This window comes from Bacteroides sp. OM08-11, from assembly GCF_003438665.1.
In the GTDB taxonomy this organism is placed as follows: Bacteria; Bacteroidota; Bacteroidia; order Bacteroidales; family Bacteroidaceae; genus Bacteroides; species Bacteroides cutis.
Genome location: NZ_QSTJ01000002.1, coordinates 478,523 through 503,285, shown reverse-complemented (window position 1 = coordinate 503,285; position 24,763 = coordinate 478,523). Strand labels below are relative to the sequence as shown.

Below are 24,763 nucleotides of genomic sequence, written 5' to 3'. Positions count from 1 at the left end.
AATATGGAAGAAAATATATATCTGGATTTACTGGAAAAGCGTGAAATACAACCTACAGCCAACCGGTTGCTGGTGCTAAAAGCCATGATGCAGGCCAGTCGCTCCGTATCCTTGCTCGATCTGGAAAATATACTTGATACGGTTGATAAATCCACCATCTTCCGTACCATCACTCTATTTCTGTCCCGCCATCTGATACATAGTATCGACGACGGTACCGGCTCCCTGAAGTATGCCGTATGTGGCGAAAGTTGTTCGTGCGAAGTAGAAGACTTGCATACCCACTTCCATTGCAAAAAATGTAACAAAACTTTCTGTTTTAAGAATATACCTACTCCAATAGTTCAGATGCCTAAAGGATTTACACTGGACAGTATCAATTATGTGTTGAAGGGGCTTTGTCCGGAATGTGCGGCGAAAAACTCAAATACTTTTCCATAGTCAGTGTTGGGCAAGTCGCGGCGGTAAGAGACAGTAGAGATATAGCGGGGAAATACATCTGTTTCAGCAATCCCCGAAAAGAACCGCCCCGGCATTGCCTGTGTTCGTTTCTTGACACTTTGCATTTTCCGCATCCCGAGAATTGCGTATTTCCACCCATTGACAGGTGCAAGCAAAAATATGTGAGCGAAAATTCATATCTTACTCATGGATAGTAAAATACAAAAATATGTACAACTCCAATAAACGGAAAATAGCCGGTTGTCCATATAAAAACGTTCTTTTTGCAGGAGAAAAAGAGTGTCCCCAGGAAAAATATTCATTTTTTCCATGAGGGAAGTTAACATCCCTCACGCCGGAAGTTGACATCTCTCACATGGGAAGTTAATATCTCTCGCGTGGGAAGTTAATATCCCGTCTTCGGGAAGCGTGAAACTAGTGAATATTCGGTAAAAACGCCGCATATTTATGCGTTAAATCGTGTATTTTCAGACTTTTCGAAAAGTGGACGTGTCAGCAAAACGGGCGATCCGGAGACAAAAAGTATCTTCCGTGATGAATACAGTATCAAAAGAACTTACCTAAAAAAAGAAAAACCGCCGGATAAACCAACGGTTTCAAAATTCATTCGTGGAGCTGGAGGGAATCGAACCCTCGTCCAAACGAGGAAATCATAAGCTTTCTACATGCTTATCTTTGCCTAAATTTTCGTGTAACGACAGAACCAAAGCCATCAACCGTTACCTTATCCTCTAAAGTTTCATCCGTGCTTCAAGGCAAGCACGAACTATCCCCGATTTAACTGCACCACTGGATCGGAATGCTTCGGAGCAACAGCTTCCGAGTGATGTCACGTCCCAGCACCTGGTGCCGGGATTAAGCTTCAATCTACTATACTTCGATTAAGCAGCGAGAGCGTAATTGTTTTCGCCAGATAAAATTTTGAAGACTGAGATTAAAGTGCAAATCAACGACGCACTGCATGCTTACTCACCATTTCTGCCCGCTGTCAAATCCAGTCAACCCCATGAGTCTTATAATGGAATGATTTTAAAAGATTGCGATGTTTATTTCTAAGCCGGGGGATGAAAAAGGAATAAATAATACATTATTTTTCATGCCCTATCGCTTTCTTTAGCGCAAAGATACAAAATCTTTCATTCAAGCTTCAATTATCAACAAATATTTTTTTTCATCATAACCATGTAAACATGACTAAATGCAGAAAAGAAAAAATATTATCTGCAGTTTTTTTATTTCTTTTTTTCCGTAAATTTGTATCATTACATAAAAAACGCACTATGAACAAGTATCATCTGATAATTTTGTCGCTTTTTCTTTCTTCCTGCAAAATGAATGAAAAAGGAGATACTCCCCACCGTCCAGACTTTATCGGAGGTACCCATCTTGACGTTTTTCAAATGAAGGGAGACACTACTACCACACATAAAAAGTTGGAAAAAATATCAGGAAACGGACAATTCAAAATAGAAGCAACTAACCGCATCAATTATTCTCAAAAACAACTGATAGCTATCCAAGATGAATTGAGTAAACGTTTCCAAGACCTGGAAAATGAAAGTACCAAAAATAATGTTACAGGATTTGGAGTCGGTTTACACTACATAGATATCGACTTGATAGTGAATACTCCCGAAAAACAAAAAGAGTTCAGAGAAAAAATCATGGACTCGCCTGCATTCCGCTTCAACGGACCGGCTATTCCTGTCATCAACGAAAAGACCGGAGTAAACGATACACTCGGCATTTATCTCCGTCCCGAATATTCCGCATATTCGACAGACAGTCATAAAATTAAATTTATTCTCTATAATAATAGTGGTGTAACTATTAAGTGCGGCGAACACTATTACATCACTTATCAGGATGAGAATGGTATATGGAGAGAACTGCCTATCAACTCACTTGCCATTGACATAGCCTATGGCATCAACCATAAAGGAAGTTTTCCTTTTGAAGCATCTCTTTACCCCGACGTCCATCCCAACAGACCGGGACATTATCGCTTCTTTTATAGAGTTTGGATAGGGCGGAGACAGATACTCATGATGAGCGAATTCCAACTGACAGACAAAAGGCGAGAATGGGAACAAGCCTCCAAAACACCTATTCCTCCCAAAATGTTTCAATACGCTTCCGAACAACAAGTAAGATTACTGAAAAAAGAATACGACGAAGCAGTGTATGATGTAGTAGAAGTGATGCCGGAATTTCCCGGAGGAATGCCGGAACTCCTTAAATTCGTAGATAAAAGCCTGCAATATCCTCAAGCTACAACAGAGAACAGTAAAAAAGAAAGAGTCATCGTTCAGGTTATAATAGATAAAGACGGTTCTGTAACAGAACCTGTCATCCTCCGTCATGTCAATCCGGAATTAGATAAAGAAGCACTTCGCATAATAAGCTTGATGCCCAAATGGAAACCCGGCACACAACATGGAAAGGCTGTAAAAGTGAAATATACATTTCCCATAACTTTCGTTCCAGTAAAAAGTGGAAACAAGAAAGAAGAAATACCTATATCAATAGAGGAGTAATGGACAAATAGTACTGATACTACGGACAATTTTATACTTTTCCATAGCTGCAAAATCACTATCTTTGACACCCGAAGAAATTATTGAAACAAACTATACCATGAGAAAATTAATTGTAGCGACTTTGCTACTTGGTAGTGGCGCCATGCTATCAGCGCAAAAAACTACGAAAATACCGGCTGTGTACAAACCGGTAAAGAGTGAGATGTATCGTAAAGGTTGGATAGACTTCAACAAAAACGGAATAAAGGATGTGTACGAAGACCCCACCGCTCCACTTGATGCACGTATCGAAGACTTATTACAACAGATGACACTTGAGGAAAAGACTTGCCAAATGGTTACTCTCTACGGATACAAGCGTGTATTGAAAGATGATCTTCCCACCCCCGAATGGAAACAAAAGCTCTGGAAAGACGGTATCGGTGCCATAGACGAGCACCTGAACGGCTTCCAGCAGTGGGGACTTCCTCCATCGGACAATGAAAACGTATGGCCAGCCTCGCGCCATGCATGGGCGCTGAACGAGGTACAACGTTTCTTTGTAGAAGATACGCGTCTCGGCATTCCTGTGGACTTCACCAACGAAGGTATCCGTGGTGTGGAAAGTTACCGGGCTACCAACTTCCCCACACAATTAGGACTGGGACATACGTGGAACAGGAAACTGATTCACAAGGTTGGACTTATCACCGGACGAGAAGCACGTATGCTGGGATATACCAATGTCTATGCTCCTATCCTCGACGTAGGTCGCGACCAGCGTTGGGGACGTTACGAGGAAGTGTATGGCGAGTCTCCTTATCTGGTTGCCGAACTGGGCATCGAAATGGTACGCGGTATGCAACATAACCACCAGGTAGCAGCAACCGGCAAGCACTTTGCCGCATACAGCAACAACAAGGGTGCCCGTGAAGGCATGGCACGTCTTGATCCGCAGATTTCACCTCGTGAGGTGGAAAATATTCATCTTTATCCTTTCAAACGAGTAATCAAGGAAGCGGGGTTACTGGGTGTAATGAGCTCGTACAATGATTACGACGGCATTCCTATTCAAGGAAGCTTCTACTGGCTCACTACCCGCCTGCGCAAGGAAATGGGATTCCGTGGTTATGTGGTGTCGGATAGTGATGCGGTAGAATACCTCTATACCAAACATGGCACTGCCAAAGATATGAAAGAAGCGGTACGCCAAAGTGTGGAAGCCGGACTAAATGTACGTTGTACTTTCCGCTCACCAGATTCATACGTACTTCCGCTTCGTGAACTGGTGAAGGAAGGTGGACTGAGTGAAGAGGTCATCAATGACCGCGTACGTGACATTCTCCGCGTGAAGTTCCTTGTCGGACTGTTTGACACTCCTTACCAGACCGATCTTGCAGGTGCGGACAAAGAAGTAGAAAAAGAAGAAAACGAAGCTGTCGCTTTGCAGGCATCCCGTGAATCCATCGTTTTGCTGAAGAATGCAGACAATCTCTTACCGCTGGACATCAATTCCATAAAAAAGATTGCCGTATGCGGTCCTAACGCTAACGAAGAGGGGTATGCACTAACGCATTATGGTCCACTTGCCGTAGATGTAACCACCGTTCTGGAAGGTATTCAGGATAAGATGAAGGACAAAGCCGAAGTGCTCTACACAAAAGGTTGCGATCTAGTGGATGCCAATTGGCCGGAAAGCGAGATAATAGAATATCCTTTGACCGCCGACGAACAAACCGAGATAGATAAAGCCGTTGAAAATGCACGGCAGGCCGATGTGGCGGTAGTGGTGCTTGGAGGCGGACAACGTACTTGCGGTGAAAACAAATCGCGCAGTAGCCTGGAACTTCCAGGACGTCAGTTGAAGTTACTCCAAGCTGTACAAGCCACAGGGAAACCGGTAGTGTTGGTACTCATCAACGGCCGCCCGCTTTCCATCAACTGGGCAAATAAGTTCGTACCCGCCATTCTCGAGACATGGTATCCCGGCTCCAAGGGGGGGATAGCCATTGCCGATATTCTGTTTGGAGATTACAATCCGGGTGGTAAACTGACGGTTACTTTCCCGAAGAGTGTGGGACAAATTCCTTTTAACTTCCCCTGTAAGCCTTCTTCACAGATTGACGGAGGGAAAAACCCGGGACCTGACGGAAATATGTCACGCGTCAACGGGGCACTCTATCCCTTCGGATACGGTTTGAGTTACACCACCTTTAACTATTCCGACTTGGAAATCAGTCCTAAAGTCATCACTCCCGACCAGCAGGCAATCGTACGTCTGAAAGTTACCAATACCGGCAAACGCGCCGGTGATGAAGTAGTACAATTATACACGCGTGATGTACTGAGCAGTGTTACTACTTACGAAAAGAATCTCGCCGGCTTTGAACGCGTTCATCTGGAACCGGGTGAAACCAAGGAAGTAACTTTCACCATAGACCGAAAACATTTGGAGCTGTTGGATGCCGATATGAAATGGGTAGTGGAACCGGGAGACTTCACCCTGATGGCGGGCGCTTCTTCCGAAGATATTCGCTTGAGTGGAACTTTAAAAGTAGTAGATTATCAAGAGCGAATCCGGGAATTAGAAACACAAAAGCCGATTAGTCCTGTAACCGCCAATACTAATCAAGAAAGTGCAGGAAATGTACTCGACGGAAAAATCAATACCATCTGGCAAGGAAATAAGGGAGATTATATTACCTTTGCCTTAAAGAATGGAGCTAAAGTAAATAACGTTTCTATCACTTTCGTGCGTGACAACGAACTGCCTGCTGACTTTGAAATACAACTCTCTGGCGGAGGCGGACAATTCCTGACAGTTTATTCAGGTACTGTAAGTGAGTACGGTAAACCTATCTCCTATCCATTCAAAGGAACTACTGCCAGCGATCTACGTATTGTACTGAATGATGACAAAGTGGGGATCGCAGAAGTAAAATATAACAATTAACCGATTAGTGTCTAGTGATTAGCGGTATGCCGTGTATTACTGACCGCTAATCACTAAATATTTATCACTCGATGAAAACACTTCTTTTCTGTATGCTCGGACTAAGTATAACCGCTTGTGCTTCCAAGGATGCGAAGAATGGTAATAAGGACGAGCTCTCTATGCTGATAGGAACTTATACCAATGGTACAAGTAAAGGTATTTATAGTTTTCGTTTTAATCAGGAAACGGGTACTACAACGCCGCTCGACTCTGTGGAAATACCTAATCCTTCCTATCTTATCCCTTCGGAAGACGGAAAGTTTGTCTATGCTGTCAGTGAAATAAACGATAATACAGCTGCACTGAATGCCTTTGCATTCAATCGGGAGACAGGAGAACTCTGCCTGCTAAATACCGAACCGACACTTGGCGCCGACCCTTGTTATGTTTCGACCAACGGAAAAGAAGTATTGACTGCTAATTATAGTGGTGGTAGCATGTCCATCTTTCCTCTACAGAAAGATGGAACCATAGCTTCTGTTGATACTCTTTTTGAAGGTACAGCATCAGGTCCAGACACGACTCGACAAGTGACGCCACATATTCATTGTGCCATTTTTTCACCGGATGGTAAGTATATCTTCGCTACAGACTTCAGTTCCGATCGCATTTTGCGTTTTGTTCTACATCCTAAAGATATTGTACCTCACCTATCTGCCGAAACGACTGACGTCGCACCTGATTCCGGTCCAAGACATCTGATATTCAGCCCGAATGGAAAATTCGCATATCTGATTAATGAACTCTCTGGAAAGGTTATTGCTTTCAGTTATGAGGATGGAAAACTGGAACAAATACAATCTATTGTCGCTGATACAACAGCTGCCCGTGGAAGTGGGGATATTCACCTCAGCCCTGATGGTAAATATCTATATGCCAGTAATCGTTTGCAAGCTGATGGTATTGCTATCTTTGCTGTCAATACAGAAAATGGAACGTTGGCAAAAGTAGGATATCAGTTAACAGGTATACATCCCAGACATTTCAACATTACCCCAAATGGTAAATATCTGTTGGTGGCTTGTCGTGACAGTAATGTCATTCAAGTGTACGAACGCGACAAAAATACAGGAGTCTTGAAAGATATACAAAAAGATATCATTGTAGACAAACCTGTCTGTGTACAATTTGTTCCGCCTTTTAACCATTAGTTAATCTTTCGTAAATGAGTTTCCGGGAATAAAGAACTTCGTTAACTTTGTTTCTTAAATTCATCGTTTTAAACAGATTGGAACATTATGAAGAAAAAAATAATATGGCTTGCAGGCCTTTTAATAGCTACAAACAGTTATGCCCAGACAGATGTCACAGTGGGTGTAATGCGTGGCAAGGACTACGGAGTGACTTATATCCTGCCAAAAACTGAAATAGAAGTAATCATTGAGACAACAAAGCATACTTATACTCCTGGGGAATTTTGTAAATATGCCGACCGCTATCTGCGCATGGGTAGTGTATCTGCCGATCCCGAGATACATTGGACTATTGACAAGATTGAAACTCACGTAGCAGGTATACCAGACAAAAAGAATGTCTACTTTGTGAAATTGAAGGACAAAACAGTAGCACCGCTCATGGAGCTTACGGAAAACGGCATCATACGTTCCATCAATATGCCACTCAGCGAACGTAACAAAGTACAATCTCCCCAAGCAACTGATACCGAAGTACAAGACAATATCGATCCTAGAAAATTTCTGACAGAAGAAATATTGATGGCAAGTTCCAGAGCTAAAATGGCCGAATTGGTAGCCAAAGAGATTTACAATATCCGCGAGAGTAAAAATGCCTTTCTACGCGGCGAAGCTGATAATATGCCGCAAGATGGTGCACAACTCAAAATTATGCTTGATAATCTGAATTTACAGGAACGTGCCATGACAGAAATGTTCTCTGGTCAGGTAAAGAAAGAAACAAAAACCTTCACCATCCGGTTGACGCCCAAAGAAATGGATAATGAAATCGTTTTCCGCTTTTCAAAACGCTTGGGTATAGTTGCTAATGATGATTTAGCAGGTGAACCGTATTATATCAGTATAAGTGATTTAAAGACACCCACCCTTCCAGTAGACGATGGTAAGAAAAAAATGGACGGTATAGCCTATAATGTTCCGGGCAGGGCACACGTAACATTGACAGACAATAACAATAAACGTCTGTTTGACGGAGAACTACCTATTACCCAGTTCGGTACAATCGAATACCTTGCACCAGTATTGTTCAACAAGAATTCAACCGTAAAAGTATTATTTGATACAGCGACAGGAGGATTGATAAAAGTAGATAGAGAAGAAGGAAAATTTTAGTGAACTAAATCCTTAAAAGTTAAAAGATATGAGGCTGCGCAATTAAAGTCATATTTTACATTGCGCAGCCTCATATCTTTTAATTTTTAATTCTTAATTGAATAAATCCATCCTTTTGTAGTTGCATTACATAAGTAGCGACACGTGAAGGATAAGTCTTTTCATCTTGAAAGTATCCGGCAAGCATGGAAATAATCTCCTGTACAGTCCGTTGTCCATCTATTGAACGCCACACCACCGAACCGTGTTCTTCCAACCGGACATGGATATTGGGAGACATACCTTTCGGCAACAAGAAACGACGCATCCATTCATATTTAAATCGGGGAAAGGTGAGTACTGCGCATTCACCTTTCCACTCGGTGGTAATATGTTCACATTGAACTGGAACTGCATCAAGTAGATTAATTTTTCCTTTTATATCCAACATACTTACCCCTTGATATTAGGTTCCTCCAAACCAAGTCCTTTCTTTTTATCGACCACTTTAAGTACTAAACCTAATATCAAAGCAGCAACACCGAGACAAGCAAGCATTACTAATGGTGCAGTGTAGTTATACGAAACAGCAGCTTCTTCTGAAGTGATCAGTCCACTGTTCAAGTCGGCTACAAGTTGTGTATTGGTTTTATCAAGCACTTTACCAATAAGAAGAGGAAAGAGCCAAAGACCAATATTCTGAACCCAAAAGATAAGCGCATAAGCACTACCGATAATTTTGGCGTCGACCAGCTTTGGAACACTGGGCCATAAAGAAGCAGGTACCAAAGAAAAACTCGCTCCAAGAACCAATATAGTAAGATAAGCTATGACAATACCACCAATTGCATTATCTCTAAATATCGGAAGCACAAACGCAAAGGTAAGATGACAAAGAATAAGTAACAAAGAACCGATTACAAGCATAGAAGCAGCTTTACCTTTATGATCGACATAGTTACCAAGTATCGGAGTAATACCCACGGCAAGTAAAGGAAATACAGCAAATACCGTCTCTGCGCTCTGACGCATATATCCCATATAACAGAATACGACCAATAATATACTGGCAAGAGTAAGTAAACTGTATTTCAAACTTACTTTCTTCATAAAGTTACTCGCAAAAGAAGCACCAGCAACAACAAGCATTATACAATATTGAATGATTGTTACCGTATTAGTAGCCCAAAAAGAGTCAGCAGGAACTTCCTTGAATACTAAGTTACACTGTAACATATTTACTGCATACTTCTGAAAAGGGAATATAGCAGAATAATAAAGTACACAAAGAAGGGCTACCAACCAAAAGCCACTACTTGACAGAATTGTACCAAGATCGCTAATCTTAAATGGATCATCTTTCTCTTCAGCTTCACCGGTTTGAGCATCAAGCTTCTTGTCCAGAAAGAAATAAACAATAAACATAATGAGCGCTATGAACAACAGAACAACTCCAAATGCCACCGAACGTGAAACATCAATAACTCCTCCCAATCTAGCAAAAACTGGAGAGAATATCATACAAGTAGCAACCCCCAAACGAGCAAGAGCCATTTCTGACCCCATGGCAAGAGCCATCTCACGTCCTTTAAACCATTTGACAATACCACGAGAAACTGTAATACCGGCCATCTCAACACCACAACCAAAGATCATAAAACCAATTGCTGCAAACTTAGCCGACGCAGGCATACCTTTATAGAACGGAGAAATACCCAACTCATCAAATCCAGGAATATAATTCAGATTATTAGTGAACCAAGTATGAAGTCCACTTCCCTGAAAACTATCAGTCACCGCATACCAATTAATAGTAGCACCAACAAGCATTACGGCACCCGAAAGAATTGCAGTAAAACGTACCCCCATTTTATCGAGGATAATACCAGCAAAGATAAGAAAAAACACAAATACATTAAGGAATGTCTCAGAACCTTGCATCGTACCAAACGCAGTTGAGTCCCAGCCACGCGTAGACTGCATCAAATCCTTAATAGGTGAAAGTATGTCCATAAAAATATATGAACAGAACATAGCAAAAGCTAAAAGCAGTAACACCGTCCAACGCATACCTGCAGAATCGCGCAGTGTTTGATGAATTTTGTCAGTAGTTGTCATTTTAAATAGTATGTTATAGTAGTAAATAGATTCTGAATATAAGTACAAAATTAGCTAAATATAAGTTATATCCGCACATATTCAAAAAAAACAGCGGAACTGGGCAACTTATTATTGCGCAATTCCGCTGGATATGAATACAAATTAATCTATGATTAATTTTCCGCAGAGTCAGAGCCGTTTGTTGTTGCAGGAGCTGTTGTTGCAGGAGTTTCAGCCTGCGGAGCAGTAGTACCTACCGGCATATTATACGGATTTGTTTTTTCTTCTTGCTGGGCTTGTTCCATAATTACATCACCACTCTTATGAGAAGCACTTGGAACTACATAAGCAGAAGCAATGCTCATCACTACCATAAATGCAGCAAATCCCCATGTAGCTTTTTCTAAAAAGTCAGTAGTCTTGCGCACACCCATGATTTGATTGGATGAAGAGAACCCCGAAGCCAAACCACCGCCTTTGGAATTCTGGATCAACACAATGAAACACATCAACAAGGATGCAATCACCATTAAAATAATTAATAAGAAGTACATTTTGTTATTTTGATTTAGCGTTAATAATCAATTTCTCTAAAAATCTGATTTGGTCTGCAAAGTAAGCATTTTTTTTTGGATAATTCAAGCTTAATTTTTTAATTATTTCAAGGGCTTTATCATATCTGCGCTGTTTAACATAGATTTTAGCCAAAGTCTCCGTAAAACAGCTATCGTCTATACTGTTTTCTTCTGTATCCCCCAATGTAAGTTCATCTCCTACGATTTCTGCCAAAGGCATCTTGCTTTCATTGATGAGATTCTCATCTTTCTCTAATCTATAAGGTACAGGTTTCTCAAAAGCAGGTACTTCCATAGTTTCACTCTTTTGGATAAAACCGTCTATTAACTCATGTCCCCGCAATTTAGGGATATCTGTTTCCAAAGTTATTTCTCCTATCCGCCCGTCATCCTGCATCAAGAAAGATGTATAGTCCATCGTATAATCCAGTTCCATGGGTTGTGAATGTTCTTCCGGAACAGTGGCCAAAAAAGCGTCGATCAAGGATAGTGTACGATCTACACTCGGTTCTTCCTCCAAAACTTTGGAAGACAACAAAGAAGATGTCTTGGACTTCAGAGTATACCGGTCACCCTCTATCAAATAGAACAGTACACGACGATCGGCTACATACAGCACCGCCTTGCGTAACTCCGTACCGAAGTTGATATCATGTAACAAATACAGGTTCTTGAGGAACAACAACCTAACTGATTGGAAATAAGGATAACGAGCTACTAAAGTACGTAGTTCGTACAAGGTGTCTCTATTCAACGTTTCAGGATATGATATCCATTGTTGCAGGTGTACAGAAGTCATTTTCTTCGATTACCAATTAGCTACAGTTGCATTAAATATCTGTTCTGTAATATCCTTAATCATTTTGGTTATTAAGCCGTCCTGCACATCGGTCAATAGCAGTGACGAATCGTATGTCTGGAAGGCAGAAAACTGCTGCTCAAAGTCTTCTTCGTGATTGGTATTATTCACAAAGCGCACATTAACAGTCATGGTAACCTTCACTTTGGAAGAGAATCCATCAGCAGCAACAGCCTCATTATATTGATTGTAACCAGTTATTTCACCATCTATTTCCAAGTCACCGTTGGAGTTTACCAATTGTAAACGAGTTTGTTGGATAAACATATCCTTCAACTTCTGGTTAAATTCAGTAGCCATGGGAACATAAACATACTCCGCACGATTGGGAAATTCCGCAATGGAAATAGTCTTCACCTTACTGTAATCAATAGAACTTATCGGAGCAAGTCCCATAGAAATACGGCAAGAATATACCACAAGCACCAGACTCACCAAAGAAACAACCAGTGTTATTTTTTTAATCCAATCCATATTCTTTTATCTTTCTGTATAGTGTGCGCTCAGAGATATTTAAATCCTTTGCGGCACTTTTGCGCTTTCCATGATGTTTTTCAAGGGCTTTACGTATCATTTCTTTTTCCACCTCATCCAGAGAAAGCGATTCTTCTACATATTCCTCCGTATCCTGAATATCATCATCCACTTCGGAAACAGACTTCGCCGACGGATGAATAATAGTCGGCACTACAGCCGGTACCGAAGCTACCACAGGAGGTGTTGGAGTAAGGTACGTAGTAGGAGTAACCGAGGAAGTTCCCACAGAAGAGCCACGTTCCTGCATAATCTCATGTACCAGTTTTTTTAATTCAGTAACGTCATGCCTCATATCAAACAATACCTGATAAAGTATCTCCCGCTCACTTTCAAAACCTTTGTTTTCTTTCATACCTAGTAAAGCGGGAAAACGTTGTACATTATTCTGAACAGGTAAATATCCTTTCAAAATAGAAGCACTTATTTCACGATTAGTTTCAATAATAGAAATCTGCTCCGTGATATTCTTCAACTGACGCACATTTCCAGGCCAAGAGTATACTAACAACATCTGCTTAGCATCTTCTGCAAGCTGAATGGCAGGCATCCGGTACTTCTCGGCAAAGTCGGAAGCAAATTTACGGAATAACAACACAACATCCTCTCCGCGCTCACGCAATGGCGGTACCTGAATAGGAACTGTATTCAGACGATAATATAAATCTTCGCGAAAACGACCGTCAGCAATGGCTTGTGCCAAATTTACATTGGTAGCAGCAACAATACGTACATTTGTTTTCTCCACTTTAGAGGAACCCACCTTGATGAATTCTCCTGATTCAAGAACACGAAGCAAACGTGCCTGAGTGGGCAGAGGTAACTCCCCTACCTCATCTAGAAAAATAGTACCACCATTAGCTTCACCGAAATAACCCTTACGTTCACCGATGGCACCGGTAAATGCCCCTTTTTCGTGCCCGAAAAGTTCTGAGTCAATCGTCCCTTCAGGAATGGCACCACAATTGACAGCTATATACTGCCCATGCTTTCTTCGGCTGAATTGATGGATAATCTGCGGAAAGCTTTCTTTACCCACACCACTCTCCCCAGTGATCAATACCGACAAGTCAGTAGGAGCTACCTGAATGGCAATATCAATAGCACGCATCAATGTCTCGTTATTACCAATGATACCAAATCGTAATTTTACTTGTTGTATTTCCGCTTTCGTCATACTACAAATCTTCTTCTACACTATCGAGTTTCAGTTTATCACTGTCATCACGTTTCTCATAATACTGTTTTCGCAGTGGATTGACATGTGCCACTTTTTCACGCTGACGGTTACGGAACACATCAATAGCCACATAAACAGCCTGACGAAAAGAATCTTCAGATGCTAACCCTTTTCCGGCAATATCGTATGCCGTACCATGAGCTGGCGAAGTACGTACTACCGGTAGTCCAGCAGTATAGTTTACCCCTTCATCCATAGCTAAAGCTTTAAATGGAGCCAATCCCTGGTCATGATACATTGCCAACACACCATCAAAATGGGCAAAATTACCAGCACCCATAAACCCATCGGCAGGATAAGGGCCATAACAAAGTATACCTTTAGCCGCCATTTCCTGAATAGCTGGAATAATTATTTCTTGTTCTTCCGTTCCGAGCAACCCTTCATCACCTGCATGCGGATTTAAAGAAAGTACCGCAATACGCGGCGTACCGATACCAAAATCTTGCTTCAAAGAATGATTAAAAATAGCCAACTTTTCCTGTATCAATTCCTTGGTAATGGTAGATGCAATCTCTCTTACAGGAATATGTCCCGTTACCAATGCTACACGGAAATCATCTTTCATCAATATCATCAAAGCCTTCTCTCCATTCCCCAGTTTCCCTTCAATATATTCCGTATGACCGGGAAATGAAAATTCATTCGACTGAATAGTATGCTTGTTGATGGGAGCTGTCACAATCACATCTACCAATCCTTCTTTATACTCCTCTATTGCCTTCTCAAGAGCGTCAAGTGCAGCTTTACCAGCCTCAAAGTCAGGCTTAGAGAACTCAACTTTCACTTCATCATCTGTACAATTTACCACATTCAGGCGATTGTTGGCTGCTTCCGATGCCGAGTTGACGATACTAAAGTTCGTAGATAAATCAAGAGATTTACGATGATAAGCGGCAACCTTAGGCGAACCATAAATAATAGGTGTACACAACTCTAACATAGTAGGATCTGAGAATACTTTCAAAATAACTTCATATCCCACTCCATTAATATCTCCTTGCGTAATGCCTACCCTTATTTTATTATCTTCCATTCTTATTTTATAATTTTAGTAGTATCTTGTTTCGTTACTCCCAATGGTATTTCAGCTCCCCCATGTTTACTGTTAGGTAATTTCAAAGTATACAATGAAGCTTCCATCTGACGTACCAAGTTACGTTTTAATTTATCAGGTGAATACACAAATATTTCAGATACGATAATACGCTGGTTGGACTTATCCAAACGAGCGTGTGAAACATATGGACCGCCCATATAATCCCCCTTTACACGCCACAATCCACGAGCTTCAAGCGCATAATCACCCTGTACGGAAATAGGACGTACATCGGTCATCAAAGAATCTGTTTCCATATACATACCCTCTCTTGCCCCAGGGATATTCACTTTCATAACGGAGTCACGCTTCTGAACAAAATATTCTTTGGTAAATGTATCCTTATCTGTATAGGGATAAGAGTAGATTACAAAATTCTGATCGCCAGTAGCAGCATTAGTACCTGCCCAGAAAAAGTTTTCACCTTGTTTAGTAGAAGTCAGTTCACCGGGTACCCATACGTCACAGTCGAACATACTCTTTACCTTTGTAGAAATATAGTCACTATGCTTATCTTTCAAAACAGAAATTTGACGATTCATCTCGGCATGAGTAAAGAAATCAATAATAACCTGCTTATTTTCCTCTACAAACTTCTCGAATGAAGCTTCGTCCGGTGCCTGAATAGTCAAGATTAACTGAGGCGCAGCATATACATCCTTTGCATATTTGAACTTAGGTTGCGTATAGAGATCTTTATTCACTTCTACAATAATAATGTTACGAATCAACTTCAACGTTGAGTCATAATTTGCAGGAGAAGTATACATGATACGGAATGAACGTTCAGATTGAGGTAATCCCGGCACATCCGTATCAAGCACATCATAAAGGGCACGACCGGCAGGACGTTCCCATAATCCAGGATCAACCACTACCAGAATTTCATACGCACGACCACTGGAAGTCGGAGTAAACACCCCCTTTTTACCGTTACCACACGCTGAAAACAACGTCATAACGAAAACCATACTTAAATAAAACAGGCGTTTCTTCATATCTCTATGTTTTTTAGTTTCTTACAAAGCTACGAAAAAATCGTATATACAAACCGCTAAAGTTAATAATTTATATTAATTCTTCTTTATTCTCCTCTTGCCTAGCTGTAGACAACATACCGCATGCGGCAAATATATCTTCTCCGCGAGATGCGCGAATTGTGGTGAAAAGTCCGCGGGAAGTCAAATAATCACGGAAAGTTATCATCGTTTCCATATTAGCACCTTCCAAATCTACTCCTGGAATAGCATGAAAACGTATCAAATTTACTCTGCAATCTACACCACGCAACAACTTCAACAACTCCTTAGCATAAAGCAACGAATCGTTCACTCCTTTAAAAACAATATATTCGAAAGATAGTCTGCGTTGTTTGCTAAAATCATAGTTTCTTAACAAATCTACTATTTCAATAATAGAAAAAGCTTTTTCTGCAGGCATCAATTCACGACGTTGCAATACTATTGGAGAATGAAGACTGATTGCCAAATGGCAGTCTGTTTCTTCAATAAAACGTTGTAACCCTTTACGAAGACCGACAGAAGAGAGTGTGATACGTTTCGGACTCCAACCATAGCCATAGGATGAAGTCATAATTTCCAATGCTTTCAACACTTCATCCAAATTATCCAATGGTTCTCCCATTCCCATCATCACAACATTTGTTAGATTATCTCGCTCCGGCAAAGAACTTATCTGATTTATGATTTGGTTGGCAGTCAGATTAGTTATAAAACCTTGCTTACCTGTCATACAGAATTTACAGTTCATTTTGCATCCCACTTGCGAAGAAACACATAATGTAGCACGATCATCATCGGGAATATAAACAGTTTCTACAAAGTGACTACTTCCCACTCGATAAAGGTATTTCACTGTACCATCTACCGACCGCATTTCATCCACCGGAGCTGCAATACCTACCTCATACTGTTCTTTTAACAGCTCCCGATGTTTTAACGACAAATTTGTCATATCATCAACGGAAGCCACTTTCTTATCGTACAGCCACTCTGCAATCTGTTTAGCAGCAAACCTAGGCATTCCCAGTTTTTTTACTACTGCTTGCAATTCGATAAGGGTTAGTCCTAAGAGGGATTGTTTCTGCATATAATCTATCTTTTAGTTTTCAACACATACGATCTGTCATTCTGAAGAATCTATTCCCTTAATGTACGCATTAGAAGATTTTTTCAGCTATACTTAAAATGACAGACAAAATAACAGAATATAAAAGTCCTGTATCTTCTATGGTGAATTAAATGCAAAGGTAGAAATAAAGTTGCATAAAGGCAAAGCGATGCAGTATTTTGATAATAAAAAAGCCGTCCGAATACGTCGGACGGCTTTTTACTATGCTATTTTATTCAACTCACTTTTTAAAAGAACAGATAACGATTATCTTTCACATCTGCATTCAGATACAAGTCGTTAATAAACTGACTTGCCATACGTACATGCATACTTTCCAAAGTACTTTCTTCTGTCTCCTGATTAAATGTCTCATTCAACTTCTCTTTTGCATATGGTTGAAGAACGAATACACCACCATTACCCTTGATAGGAGCGCTCAGTTTATTTAATTCTGCAATAGACGCATAAGCACCTACTAAAGGCTCACTACTACGCAATACCGGGACATATGCCGGAGCTGCGAAAGTAACGTGTTTTACAGAATCACTAACAGCATTAGCCATATTCTTATATTGATCAAATGAAACAGCACCTACAGCCTTCATATCAGCCATAATTTTTTCAGCTTTCTTATCACGAAGAATCTCATTTCTCAACTGGTCTTTTACTAAAGCCAACGGACGATAACCTTCTGGAACAATATTTGCAACACCTACTACCATCATATGATCACTTTCGCCACATTCGTACAGACCTGAAATTTCACCTATTTTAGCAGAGAACGCCCATTTCAAAGCATCTTTTGTACCCTTCACACCACCAATGCCATGTTCTGAACTATAAAGATCAGTTCTATCCAATAATTTATAACCTGCATCTTCCGCATTAGCACTCATCTTATCCAATGTATTATTGACAGCAATAAACTGGCTAAAATCATTATACGCCTTATTATAAGTCTCCTTACTAAATTCAACCGGACGTTTGATAACAGCCACTTTATATTTATCCTTAACAGCTTTCTTGTTAGTAACCTGCAAGATAACATTTGCTTGCCCTAAAGCTAGATTAACCAACTCATTCTGAGCCAAACTTGTAATAGTCTTCACATATTTCAAATTGTCACCATCAATCTGCGCACCCTCATAATTAGCAGAAGAAATCCAGGCAGGTTCGCCTGTTTGACCGTATTTTTTAGCAACTTCTGCAAAGCTTGCACCATCCTTGATAGCACCAAAAATAGAATCTGCCAAAGCTTTAGTTTTGTCAGCATTATCAGCTACAACCTGAATTTGACGATATTCGATAGAGTCCGCCAAAGCAGCAAAAGCCAACTTTTTGAAAGAGTTGATAGTATTGTCGGATACATTGTAGTAGGGACCAAACACACCGCCTACCGTCACAGAATCCAAACGTGCAACCACATCAGCAGGCAAAGATTTTGTTGTATAGAACAAATCAACATACGGAGTAACAGATCCAGTTGAACGAATAAAAGTAGTATAATCTTCATTATTACTACTCATCTGAGTTGTATATTCCTCTACTTCTTCCTGAATAGCAGCCTTATCCTCAGGGCTTGCTGTTACTTGTACATCAATAAATTTAATATTACGAGTTTCCACATATTGTCTGAATTGTTCTTTTTTCTTATCGTATGCCTCTTTCAAGTCCGCTTCCTTAATAACAATTGTAGAATCTACAATAGAAGAATAAGGAATAGCAGCCAACAATAAATCGGATTGATCTACCCTTGCATCGAATGCATCTTGTGCTTCAACCGGATTTGAGAACAATGACTTAATAACCAATGCTTGATATTTTTCCTGCAAACGGGCCTGCACAAGTGATTTTTCGATGAAAGACCAGAACTTATACATAGAGTTATAATATTCTGCATATTGAGCAGGCATCTGAGCCTGATTCATCTTAGAATAATCCACCAAAAACTTCTTTAACATATCCTTATCAAAAGCTCCAGTCTGCGGGTTACGGAACGGAGTCTGCTGCAACATCGGATGTATACCTGCATCAATAATAGCTTGAATTTCTGCCTTAGAAACAGTTAGGCCCAACTTTTCAGCCTCGTTCTCAATCAATTTATTGTTAACGTATGATCTCCATACTTCATCTTTGATTTGGTTAGTCTGTTCATCACTCAATGCGTTCAAACCGCTGGAGAATTTTACGACTTCCGTATATTCTTCTACCAACGCCTGGAAATCCTGAGCGGAAATTGTTTCCCCGTTCACTTCACCTACATCTTGTGATTGATGTGGCTGAAGTACTTTCCACGCGTCTCCCGCGATGAAGGCAAACAGCGCCAAACCAATAACAATCACCAATAAAGGCCCTTTAGACCGAATGTTTTGTAATGTTGCCATTTTAGTTAATATGATTTATTTGTTTATTATTATTTTCCATTCATGTTCATTTTAGCGCACGAAGATACAAAAAATGCTAATACGCATCTATTTATTCTTTAAAAATTTATACCTAAACGAGATTATTCAACGACTTTCAACCGCACCAACTCTATTTTTGTTGCTGTTACTTTGATTATTTTGAACTGATATTGGTCTACCACAACTACCTCATGCAATTTTGGAAAACTCTGATAACGATTCAAAATTAATCCACTTACTGTCAGATATTCATCTGACTCCGGTAATTCCAATCCAAAAGTCTCGTTCACTTTTTCTATTTCCAGACGTGCTGAAAGTACATATTCGTGTTCACCAATCTGTTTACAAACATACGACGTGTTATCATGTTCATCTTCAATATCTCCAAAAATTTCTTCCACCAAATCTTCCAAAGAGACGATACCAGATGTCCCCCCAAATTCATCAACTACAACTGCAATTGTCTTTTTCTGCTGCATAAAAAGTTTCATCAACTTATGTGCCGCCATCGTTTCGGGTACAATAGGAACTTCCTTGACATTATTCCGCCAATCTGCCGGATTGCGAAACATTTCAGAGGAATGAATATAACCTATTACATTATCTATGTTTCCATCATAAACAATAATCTTAGAAATACCCGACTCCACAAACAAGCTTTTCAAGTCTTCCAGCGAAACCGTAACATCCACTGCCACCACTTCTGTACGAGGCACAATACAATCGCGTATCTTAACATTGGAGAAATCGAGAGCATTCTGAAAGATTTTCACCTCCGCATCCAATTCTTCCTCATTAGCGGCATTCTCAATACCCGTTTGAACAAAATAGTCCAAATCAACTTTACCAAAAGCCTTAGCAGACGCTTCCTTGTTTATCTTCATACCCAGCAGACGCAGGAAAAGATAAGAAATACCCGAAGCAAACTTCGATATGGGAAACAGAATGACATAACAAATAAATAGAGGTATAGCACAAACCCTCAACATTAAATTGGGATTGATTTTAAACAAAGTCTTGGGCAGAAACTCTCCTGTTACCAAAATAATAAACGTAGAAATAATAGTCTGCACCAGTACAAGCACAAAATGATTTGAGATAACTCCTGCCAAAAGATTAACTTCAATTATCTGTGCCATCAAAATACCATAAATGACCAATGCAATATTATTTCCCACCAACATAGTAGAAATAAAATTGTTCGGATTGCGAAAAAAACAAACCAGAATATTTGAAATAACCCCCGGTTTCCGTTCCATCTCAAAACGTAGTTTATCAACAGAAACAAAAGCAATCTCCATTCCAGAAAAGAAAGCGGAAAAAGCCATCGTCATCAACAAGTAAATAATCGTATCCATTCTGCTATTTGATGCTATCGTTCTGCAAAGTATCCATTGGAGCTGTATTTTCCTCATCTACATAAAAGATACCCTCCGTCTTAAAAAAGCGATATTTATTCAACTGCTCATCCGATTCAAAACCTATGGCATAAATAACCTGATCAGGTTGTTCAATACGTACCCTTTTATCAGAATATACCTTATGTTTATTCTGATCCCAATATAGTAGTTCCGTATCGAATTTCTCACCTTTCAAATTCTGGATGTGAACATTTCCCATCAACTTCCATAGCCGTTCCTTATCATAATGATAAGCAGTGTCAGCTTTTATACTGGCTTCCACTTGAAACAAAGAATCAAATTTCTCTAGGTATATTCCTTTTTCAAATGCCCAATAAGAAGGTGATTTACGATCAAAAATCAGCCATTCTTCCGTATTAACCCTGTAACGGGTAACTCCCGAGTCTGAAACCAATGTCGTCACCCCCCGGGTATCCATTACAGGTAATGAATCACGTTCAGTAATCGCAGCACCCAAGTCTTTTTTTCCTCCCGAACAGGAAGAAAATAAAAGAAACATAACCATTGCCGTAAGGACAATGGTTATGCTCATATTTTTAAGATTGACAACGTTATCGAGTTGTAACAACATATTCTCTATCGAATGGTTGTAGACTCACCTATCCAACCGCCAATAGTGATACGATCACCGGCTTTATAACCTAACATAAAGAGGTCTTTAGCTTGCGGAGTATGACGTGCATACGTTGATATTAATTCGTTTACTTTATCCGTCACACTCGGATCAACGGCTTTAGCACGTTGCAACTTGTCAATAACCACAAAATACGTACACTTATTTAATGCAGGTTCGTCACTCCAATTAGGATTAGCTCCATACATTTGCGCCAGCAAAATATAGGGTTCACCATAACTTTCATTAAAGTTAATAGCTTTTTGAGCATATGTCCTTGCCTGAGACAACTTCTTGGCCTGCCATAAAGCTGCAGCAGTAGCATATGCCATTTCTGCTTTCTTTTTGCTGTCAGTTTCCATATTCAGAGCCTCATCAAAAAACTTCACAGCATTATCAAAATCATTTTTCTTATAGTACATATATGCTACACCAACAGCTGCGTCAGCAGTCGGATTCACAGCATACAAATATTCAGAAGCCTTGAAGTAAACTTCACTATCATTACACTTTTGCATCTTTAAAATAGCAATGGTTTTCTTCAAAAAAGCAGAATCAGTTTTATTAGCTTCTACTTTCGGCCCATAAATATTCTGTAATGATTCGCAATCGGCAACACCACTATTAATAAACATTGCTACCAAATTATCCTTAATTGCCTGCAAATTAGCTTTTGTAGCAGGTTTAGTTTCTGCTGCAATAGCCTCATCAGCATATTGAGAAGCATTAATATAATCCTGGAAGAACTGATCGGTGAAATTATTATCAGCTTTTACTTTTTGCATAGAAACATCCAAAAAGTAGTGAAGTACAGCACCTTTAGAACCAGCCTTCTCAGCTTCTATTGATTCTTTTAACCATTGATAAGCTTGATCCAAATCTGGTTGCGGGGCATATTGAATATAGTCTACCGCTTTTGCACCCAAAGCATCTGCAACACTCGGTACGCCTTTCATACCTTTCTGAATAAATTCAGGAATGTATTTCATTCTCAAATCATATACATTCATCAATTCATCAAAGTATTTCTTGTAATCAGCAGAATTTCTATCTTTAATCTGATTCAGAAAACCTACTAAAATCTTTTGAGCATCAGTAAAAGTATAATATCTCAATGTTGGACAATCTTTCAGCACAGCCATACAAGGAGCATATGCATCTTTAAAATTACCGGCTTTCACCGCCTCATGAGAAATACTACTGTTTGCATTACAATCATTTTGTGCGAAAGCGCTGTTTACTCCACCCGAAAGGAGTAAAATAGCTACAAGCGTTTTAATTTTCATTGTATCTAAATTTTAGTTGTTATATTGTCTATTCACCATTAATCAACTCTACGTTTAAAGAACCAACGTTCATTAAAAGTCACTCCAATGCAGATACGCAATGTATTTTCATTCACAAAAGTCGCGTTCGTCCCTTCTGTTCTTACGTATTGTGCCGAAAGACTCAACACAGAACGTGTACGCGGAATAGGTAGTCCAAAACCGGCAGTAAGACCATATTCGTTAGCTGCACGTTCTCCTTTTATTTTATAATAAGGTTGAGAATAATAAGCTCCCAAACGATATTTCACATGAGCAAAATAACTTCTCCCCAACGGATTTGGAAGAAATTCCGCACCTACGGATATTTTCGTACGATTACAGAAAGCATCATCTTCATTCATATAAGTCACCGATCCCCAATTCTGATACATAAAATCAGCACCTACCGTCAATCGATTGTCGTACGTATACGTAAGACCAACTCCAAGTGTCATGGGTGTTCCACAAATCACAGTTGTATCTCTTACTGTTATAGTAGACCCAGTATTGGAGTTACCCAATTGGTCTTGAAAATATGTATTATTACTCAAGTCATGTCCCGGTGTAAAAACTGCTCCCACCGTTATTTCATTTTTTTTGCCAAACTGATGTGTATACTGTGCACCAAGATCTAGTTTATAACTCTTTATTGCCACATTAGATACTGTTGTCAGTGGCATAATTGATGAATTAGACGGAAATTGTTCCGCCAAAGTTCGTGTTACATCTCCCCAAAGATACGAAATATTCGCACCTACGGAAAGATTTTTAAATATTTTAAAACCTGCCCCTAAATAAAGTTGATGCAAACCACCTTCACCAGAATATGTCACTGTATTCGAACTAGTCTCCACTTTTGAATTCTCACGATATTCCCCCAAACTATAACCCACATTCGAATATGGTAATAACCCTAAACTCATAGCAGCCCATTTACCCAAACGGAATTGCATAGTAATATAGTCGAAACTGGAATTTTTGGCGTTTTTCTTCACTTTCCCATCGCTAAAATTAGTATTTTGCAATGAGATACCTCCGTCGAAAATAAATGTAAGTGAATCAATCGCCGTATAGGAAGCCGGATTCACGAAATTAGTCTGAAATTTATCTCGCAACCCGTATGCAATACCACCCATGGCCTTGCTATTACCTGAACCTTGGTCTGCTAACTGTCCATATCCATATCGTGTATAAGGAGAGTTTGTATTATTTTGAGCGAAGATCGCTCCGGACACTATTATTAGCAAGAACACCAAGAGTGTTTGTCTATATCCTATCATTATTATAGTTTAAAATTCTATTTAATCCTTTCAACACTAAAAATCTGTCTGCAAAGATGATACTTTTTAAGTTTGTATCAAAAGAAAAATCATCACCGCCCGTTAAAAAAACCAAAACTTCAGCATATTTATGCTTCATAGCCATAATGTAACCTGAAATTTCATGTTCAATACCTTTCAATACCCCTTCGCGAATAGCCGTATCAGTATTCTTACCTATTGATACCCGTTCCCCCTCAGCTGATACCAGCGGAAGCCTTCCTGTAAACTGATGCAAGGCCCTGAAACGCATCTGCATGCCCGGAGAGATATTTCCTCCATGATAACGACCAGTAGCATCAATAAACTCGTATGTAATACAAGTACCGGCGTCAATCACCAGAATATTTTTATCGGGAAATTGTTCATTCGCTCCCACAACAGCAGCTATACGGTCATAGCCCAGCGTCAGTGGAGTTTCATAAAGGTTTTCTATCGGAAGCGACGTTTTTTCATCTAACCAAAGTACTGGAACAGACAATAATTCCAATTGTATCAAAGCTTGTTTGCCAAGATCTATGACGGTAGCCACAATCGCTCTTTCAAATATATATTTACAACAAAAAGCGGATAACTTTTCTAACGTTTTATTAGAATCATATATCACTTCCTGCAATGTATTTCCATTGAACGCCGCAATCTTAGCCACCGTATTTCCTATATCAATAATGAGATTCACTGTCTTATTTTTATCTTTGAGGGGACAAAGGTAGTGTTTTATTATAATAAAGGAGCTATTTTCTATCTAACTTTCTACAAAGACTCTGCAATGACTATATTTAAAACCTTCACATTTACAAAAAATAAAAAATCATATTTCAAAATTCATTATAAGACAAAACAATTTCTATAATTGTATATTAGTATCATCAGATTTAATCAGATTACCCATTCGAC

At 39.7% G+C, this 24,763-nt stretch carries 20 protein-coding genes and 1 other RNA gene; 5 read left to right on the top strand and 16 right to left on the bottom strand.

Annotated elements, in window-relative coordinates; all coding sequences use genetic code 11:
- Window positions 1–3 precede the first annotated feature (3 nt).
- The gene (locus tag DXC10_RS05820; protein WP_101543082.1) at window positions 4–441 is read left to right on the top strand and encodes a Fur family transcriptional regulator; all 438 of its coding nucleotides are present in this window, start codon (window positions 4–6) and stop codon (window positions 439–441) included.
- Window positions 442–1,069: 628 nt separating this feature from the next.
- Here the strand turns inward: DXC10_RS05820 and ssrA are convergent.
- Window positions 1,070–1,468, bottom strand: a transfer-messenger RNA (tmRNA) gene (gene ssrA / locus DXC10_RS05815).
- A gap of 274 nt (window positions 1,469–1,742) precedes the next feature.
- Between ssrA and DXC10_RS05810 the strand changes: the two genes are divergently transcribed.
- The 4 genes from DXC10_RS05810 to DXC10_RS05795 all read left to right on the top strand — a co-directional run bounded on the left by DXC10_RS05810 (window position 1,743) and on the right by DXC10_RS05795 (window position 8,282).
- Entirely contained in the window at window positions 1,743–2,999 is a 1,257-nt protein-coding gene (locus DXC10_RS05810; RefSeq protein ID WP_117737488.1) for an energy transducer TonB, read from the top strand.
- A gap of 100 nt (window positions 3,000–3,099) precedes the next feature.
- Window positions 3,100–5,934 (top strand): beta-glucosidase, encoded by a 2,835-nt coding sequence (locus tag DXC10_RS05805; protein ID WP_117737547.1) that lies wholly within the window; start codon window positions 3,100–3,102, stop codon window positions 5,932–5,934.
- A 71-nt stretch (window positions 5,935–6,005) separates the two neighbouring features.
- A complete protein-coding gene (locus tag DXC10_RS05800; protein WP_117737487.1) occupies window positions 6,006–7,127 on the top strand; it encodes a lactonase family protein in 1,122 nt (373 codons plus the stop codon).
- An 87-nt stretch (window positions 7,128–7,214) separates the two neighbouring features.
- On the top strand, window positions 7,215–8,282 hold the full coding sequence (locus DXC10_RS05795) for a DUF4831 family protein (protein WP_117737486.1): 1,068 nt from the start codon (window positions 7,215–7,217) through the stop codon (window positions 8,280–8,282).
- A 79-nt stretch (window positions 8,283–8,361) separates the two neighbouring features.
- On the opposite strand, the gene DXC10_RS05790 is transcribed toward DXC10_RS05795, so the two are convergent.
- From DXC10_RS05790 to DXC10_RS05720, 15 genes are all read right to left on the bottom strand, one after another.
- Window positions 8,362–8,712, bottom strand: coding sequence for a PqqD family protein (locus tag DXC10_RS05790; RefSeq protein ID WP_101543078.1), 351 nt, complete (start codon window positions 8,710–8,712; stop codon window positions 8,362–8,364).
- Between the two features lie 2 nt (window positions 8,713–8,714).
- Complete coding sequence (locus tag DXC10_RS05785; protein ID WP_101543077.1) at window positions 8,715–10,379, bottom strand: MFS transporter; 1,665 nt, start codon at window positions 10,377–10,379, stop codon at window positions 8,715–8,717.
- Window positions 10,380–10,534: 155 nt separating this feature from the next.
- Window positions 10,535–10,915, bottom strand: coding sequence for a preprotein translocase subunit SecG (gene secG, locus DXC10_RS05780; RefSeq protein WP_101543076.1), 381 nt, complete (start codon window positions 10,913–10,915; stop codon window positions 10,535–10,537).
- A gap of 4 nt (window positions 10,916–10,919) precedes the next feature.
- A complete protein-coding gene (locus DXC10_RS05775) occupies window positions 10,920–11,735 on the bottom strand; it encodes a tetratricopeptide repeat protein (protein ID WP_117737485.1) in 816 nt (271 codons plus the stop codon).
- Window positions 11,736–11,744: 9 nt separating this feature from the next.
- The gene (locus tag DXC10_RS05770) at window positions 11,745–12,269 is read right to left on the bottom strand and encodes an LptE family protein (protein ID WP_117737484.1); all 525 of its coding nucleotides are present in this window, start codon (window positions 12,267–12,269) and stop codon (window positions 11,745–11,747) included.
- On the bottom strand, window positions 12,256–13,506 hold the full coding sequence (locus DXC10_RS05765) for a sigma-54-dependent Fis family transcriptional regulator (RefSeq protein ID WP_117737483.1): 1,251 nt from the start codon (window positions 13,504–13,506) through the stop codon (window positions 12,256–12,258). Before DXC10_RS05765 ends, DXC10_RS05770 begins: the two co-directional genes overlap by 14 nt.
- 1 nt (window position 13,507) lies before the next feature.
- Window positions 13,508–14,605 (bottom strand): 4-hydroxythreonine-4-phosphate dehydrogenase PdxA, encoded by a 1,098-nt coding sequence (gene pdxA, locus DXC10_RS05760; RefSeq protein WP_117737482.1) that lies wholly within the window; start codon window positions 14,603–14,605, stop codon window positions 13,508–13,510.
- A 2-nt stretch (window positions 14,606–14,607) separates the two neighbouring features.
- Complete coding sequence (locus DXC10_RS05755) at window positions 14,608–15,666, bottom strand: DUF4837 family protein (RefSeq protein WP_101543071.1); 1,059 nt, start codon at window positions 15,664–15,666, stop codon at window positions 14,608–14,610.
- A gap of 70 nt (window positions 15,667–15,736) precedes the next feature.
- Window positions 15,737–16,777, bottom strand: coding sequence for a 23S rRNA (adenine(2503)-C(2))-methyltransferase RlmN (gene rlmN / locus DXC10_RS05750; RefSeq protein WP_101543070.1), 1,041 nt, complete (start codon window positions 16,775–16,777; stop codon window positions 15,737–15,739).
- A gap of 269 nt (window positions 16,778–17,046) precedes the next feature.
- The gene (locus DXC10_RS05745) at window positions 17,047–19,185 is read right to left on the bottom strand and encodes a peptidylprolyl isomerase (protein ID WP_117737481.1); all 2,139 of its coding nucleotides are present in this window, start codon (window positions 19,183–19,185) and stop codon (window positions 17,047–17,049) included.
- A 122-nt stretch (window positions 19,186–19,307) separates the two neighbouring features.
- Window positions 19,308–20,564 (bottom strand): hemolysin family protein, encoded by a 1,257-nt coding sequence (locus DXC10_RS05740; RefSeq protein WP_117737480.1) that lies wholly within the window; start codon window positions 20,562–20,564, stop codon window positions 19,308–19,310.
- 4 nt (window positions 20,565–20,568) lie between these two features.
- On the bottom strand, window positions 20,569–21,198 hold the full coding sequence (gene lptC, locus DXC10_RS05735) for an LPS export ABC transporter periplasmic protein LptC (RefSeq protein ID WP_101543067.1): 630 nt from the start codon (window positions 21,196–21,198) through the stop codon (window positions 20,569–20,571).
- A gap of 5 nt (window positions 21,199–21,203) precedes the next feature.
- Window positions 21,204–22,526 carry a lipopolysaccharide assembly protein LapB gene (locus DXC10_RS05730; RefSeq protein WP_101543066.1) on the bottom strand — a complete coding sequence of 441 codons (1,323 nt, stop codon included), beginning with the start codon at window positions 22,524–22,526 and terminating at the stop codon, window positions 21,204–21,206.
- 38 nt (window positions 22,527–22,564) lie between these two features.
- Window positions 22,565–23,827, bottom strand: coding sequence for a hypothetical protein (locus tag DXC10_RS05725; protein WP_101543065.1), 1,263 nt, complete (start codon window positions 23,825–23,827; stop codon window positions 22,565–22,567).
- Complete coding sequence (locus tag DXC10_RS05720; RefSeq protein ID WP_101543064.1) at window positions 23,814–24,545, bottom strand: type III pantothenate kinase; 732 nt, start codon at window positions 24,543–24,545, stop codon at window positions 23,814–23,816. The genes DXC10_RS05725 and DXC10_RS05720 overlap by 14 nt, the downstream gene beginning before the upstream one ends.
- Window positions 24,546–24,763 lie beyond the last annotated feature (218 nt).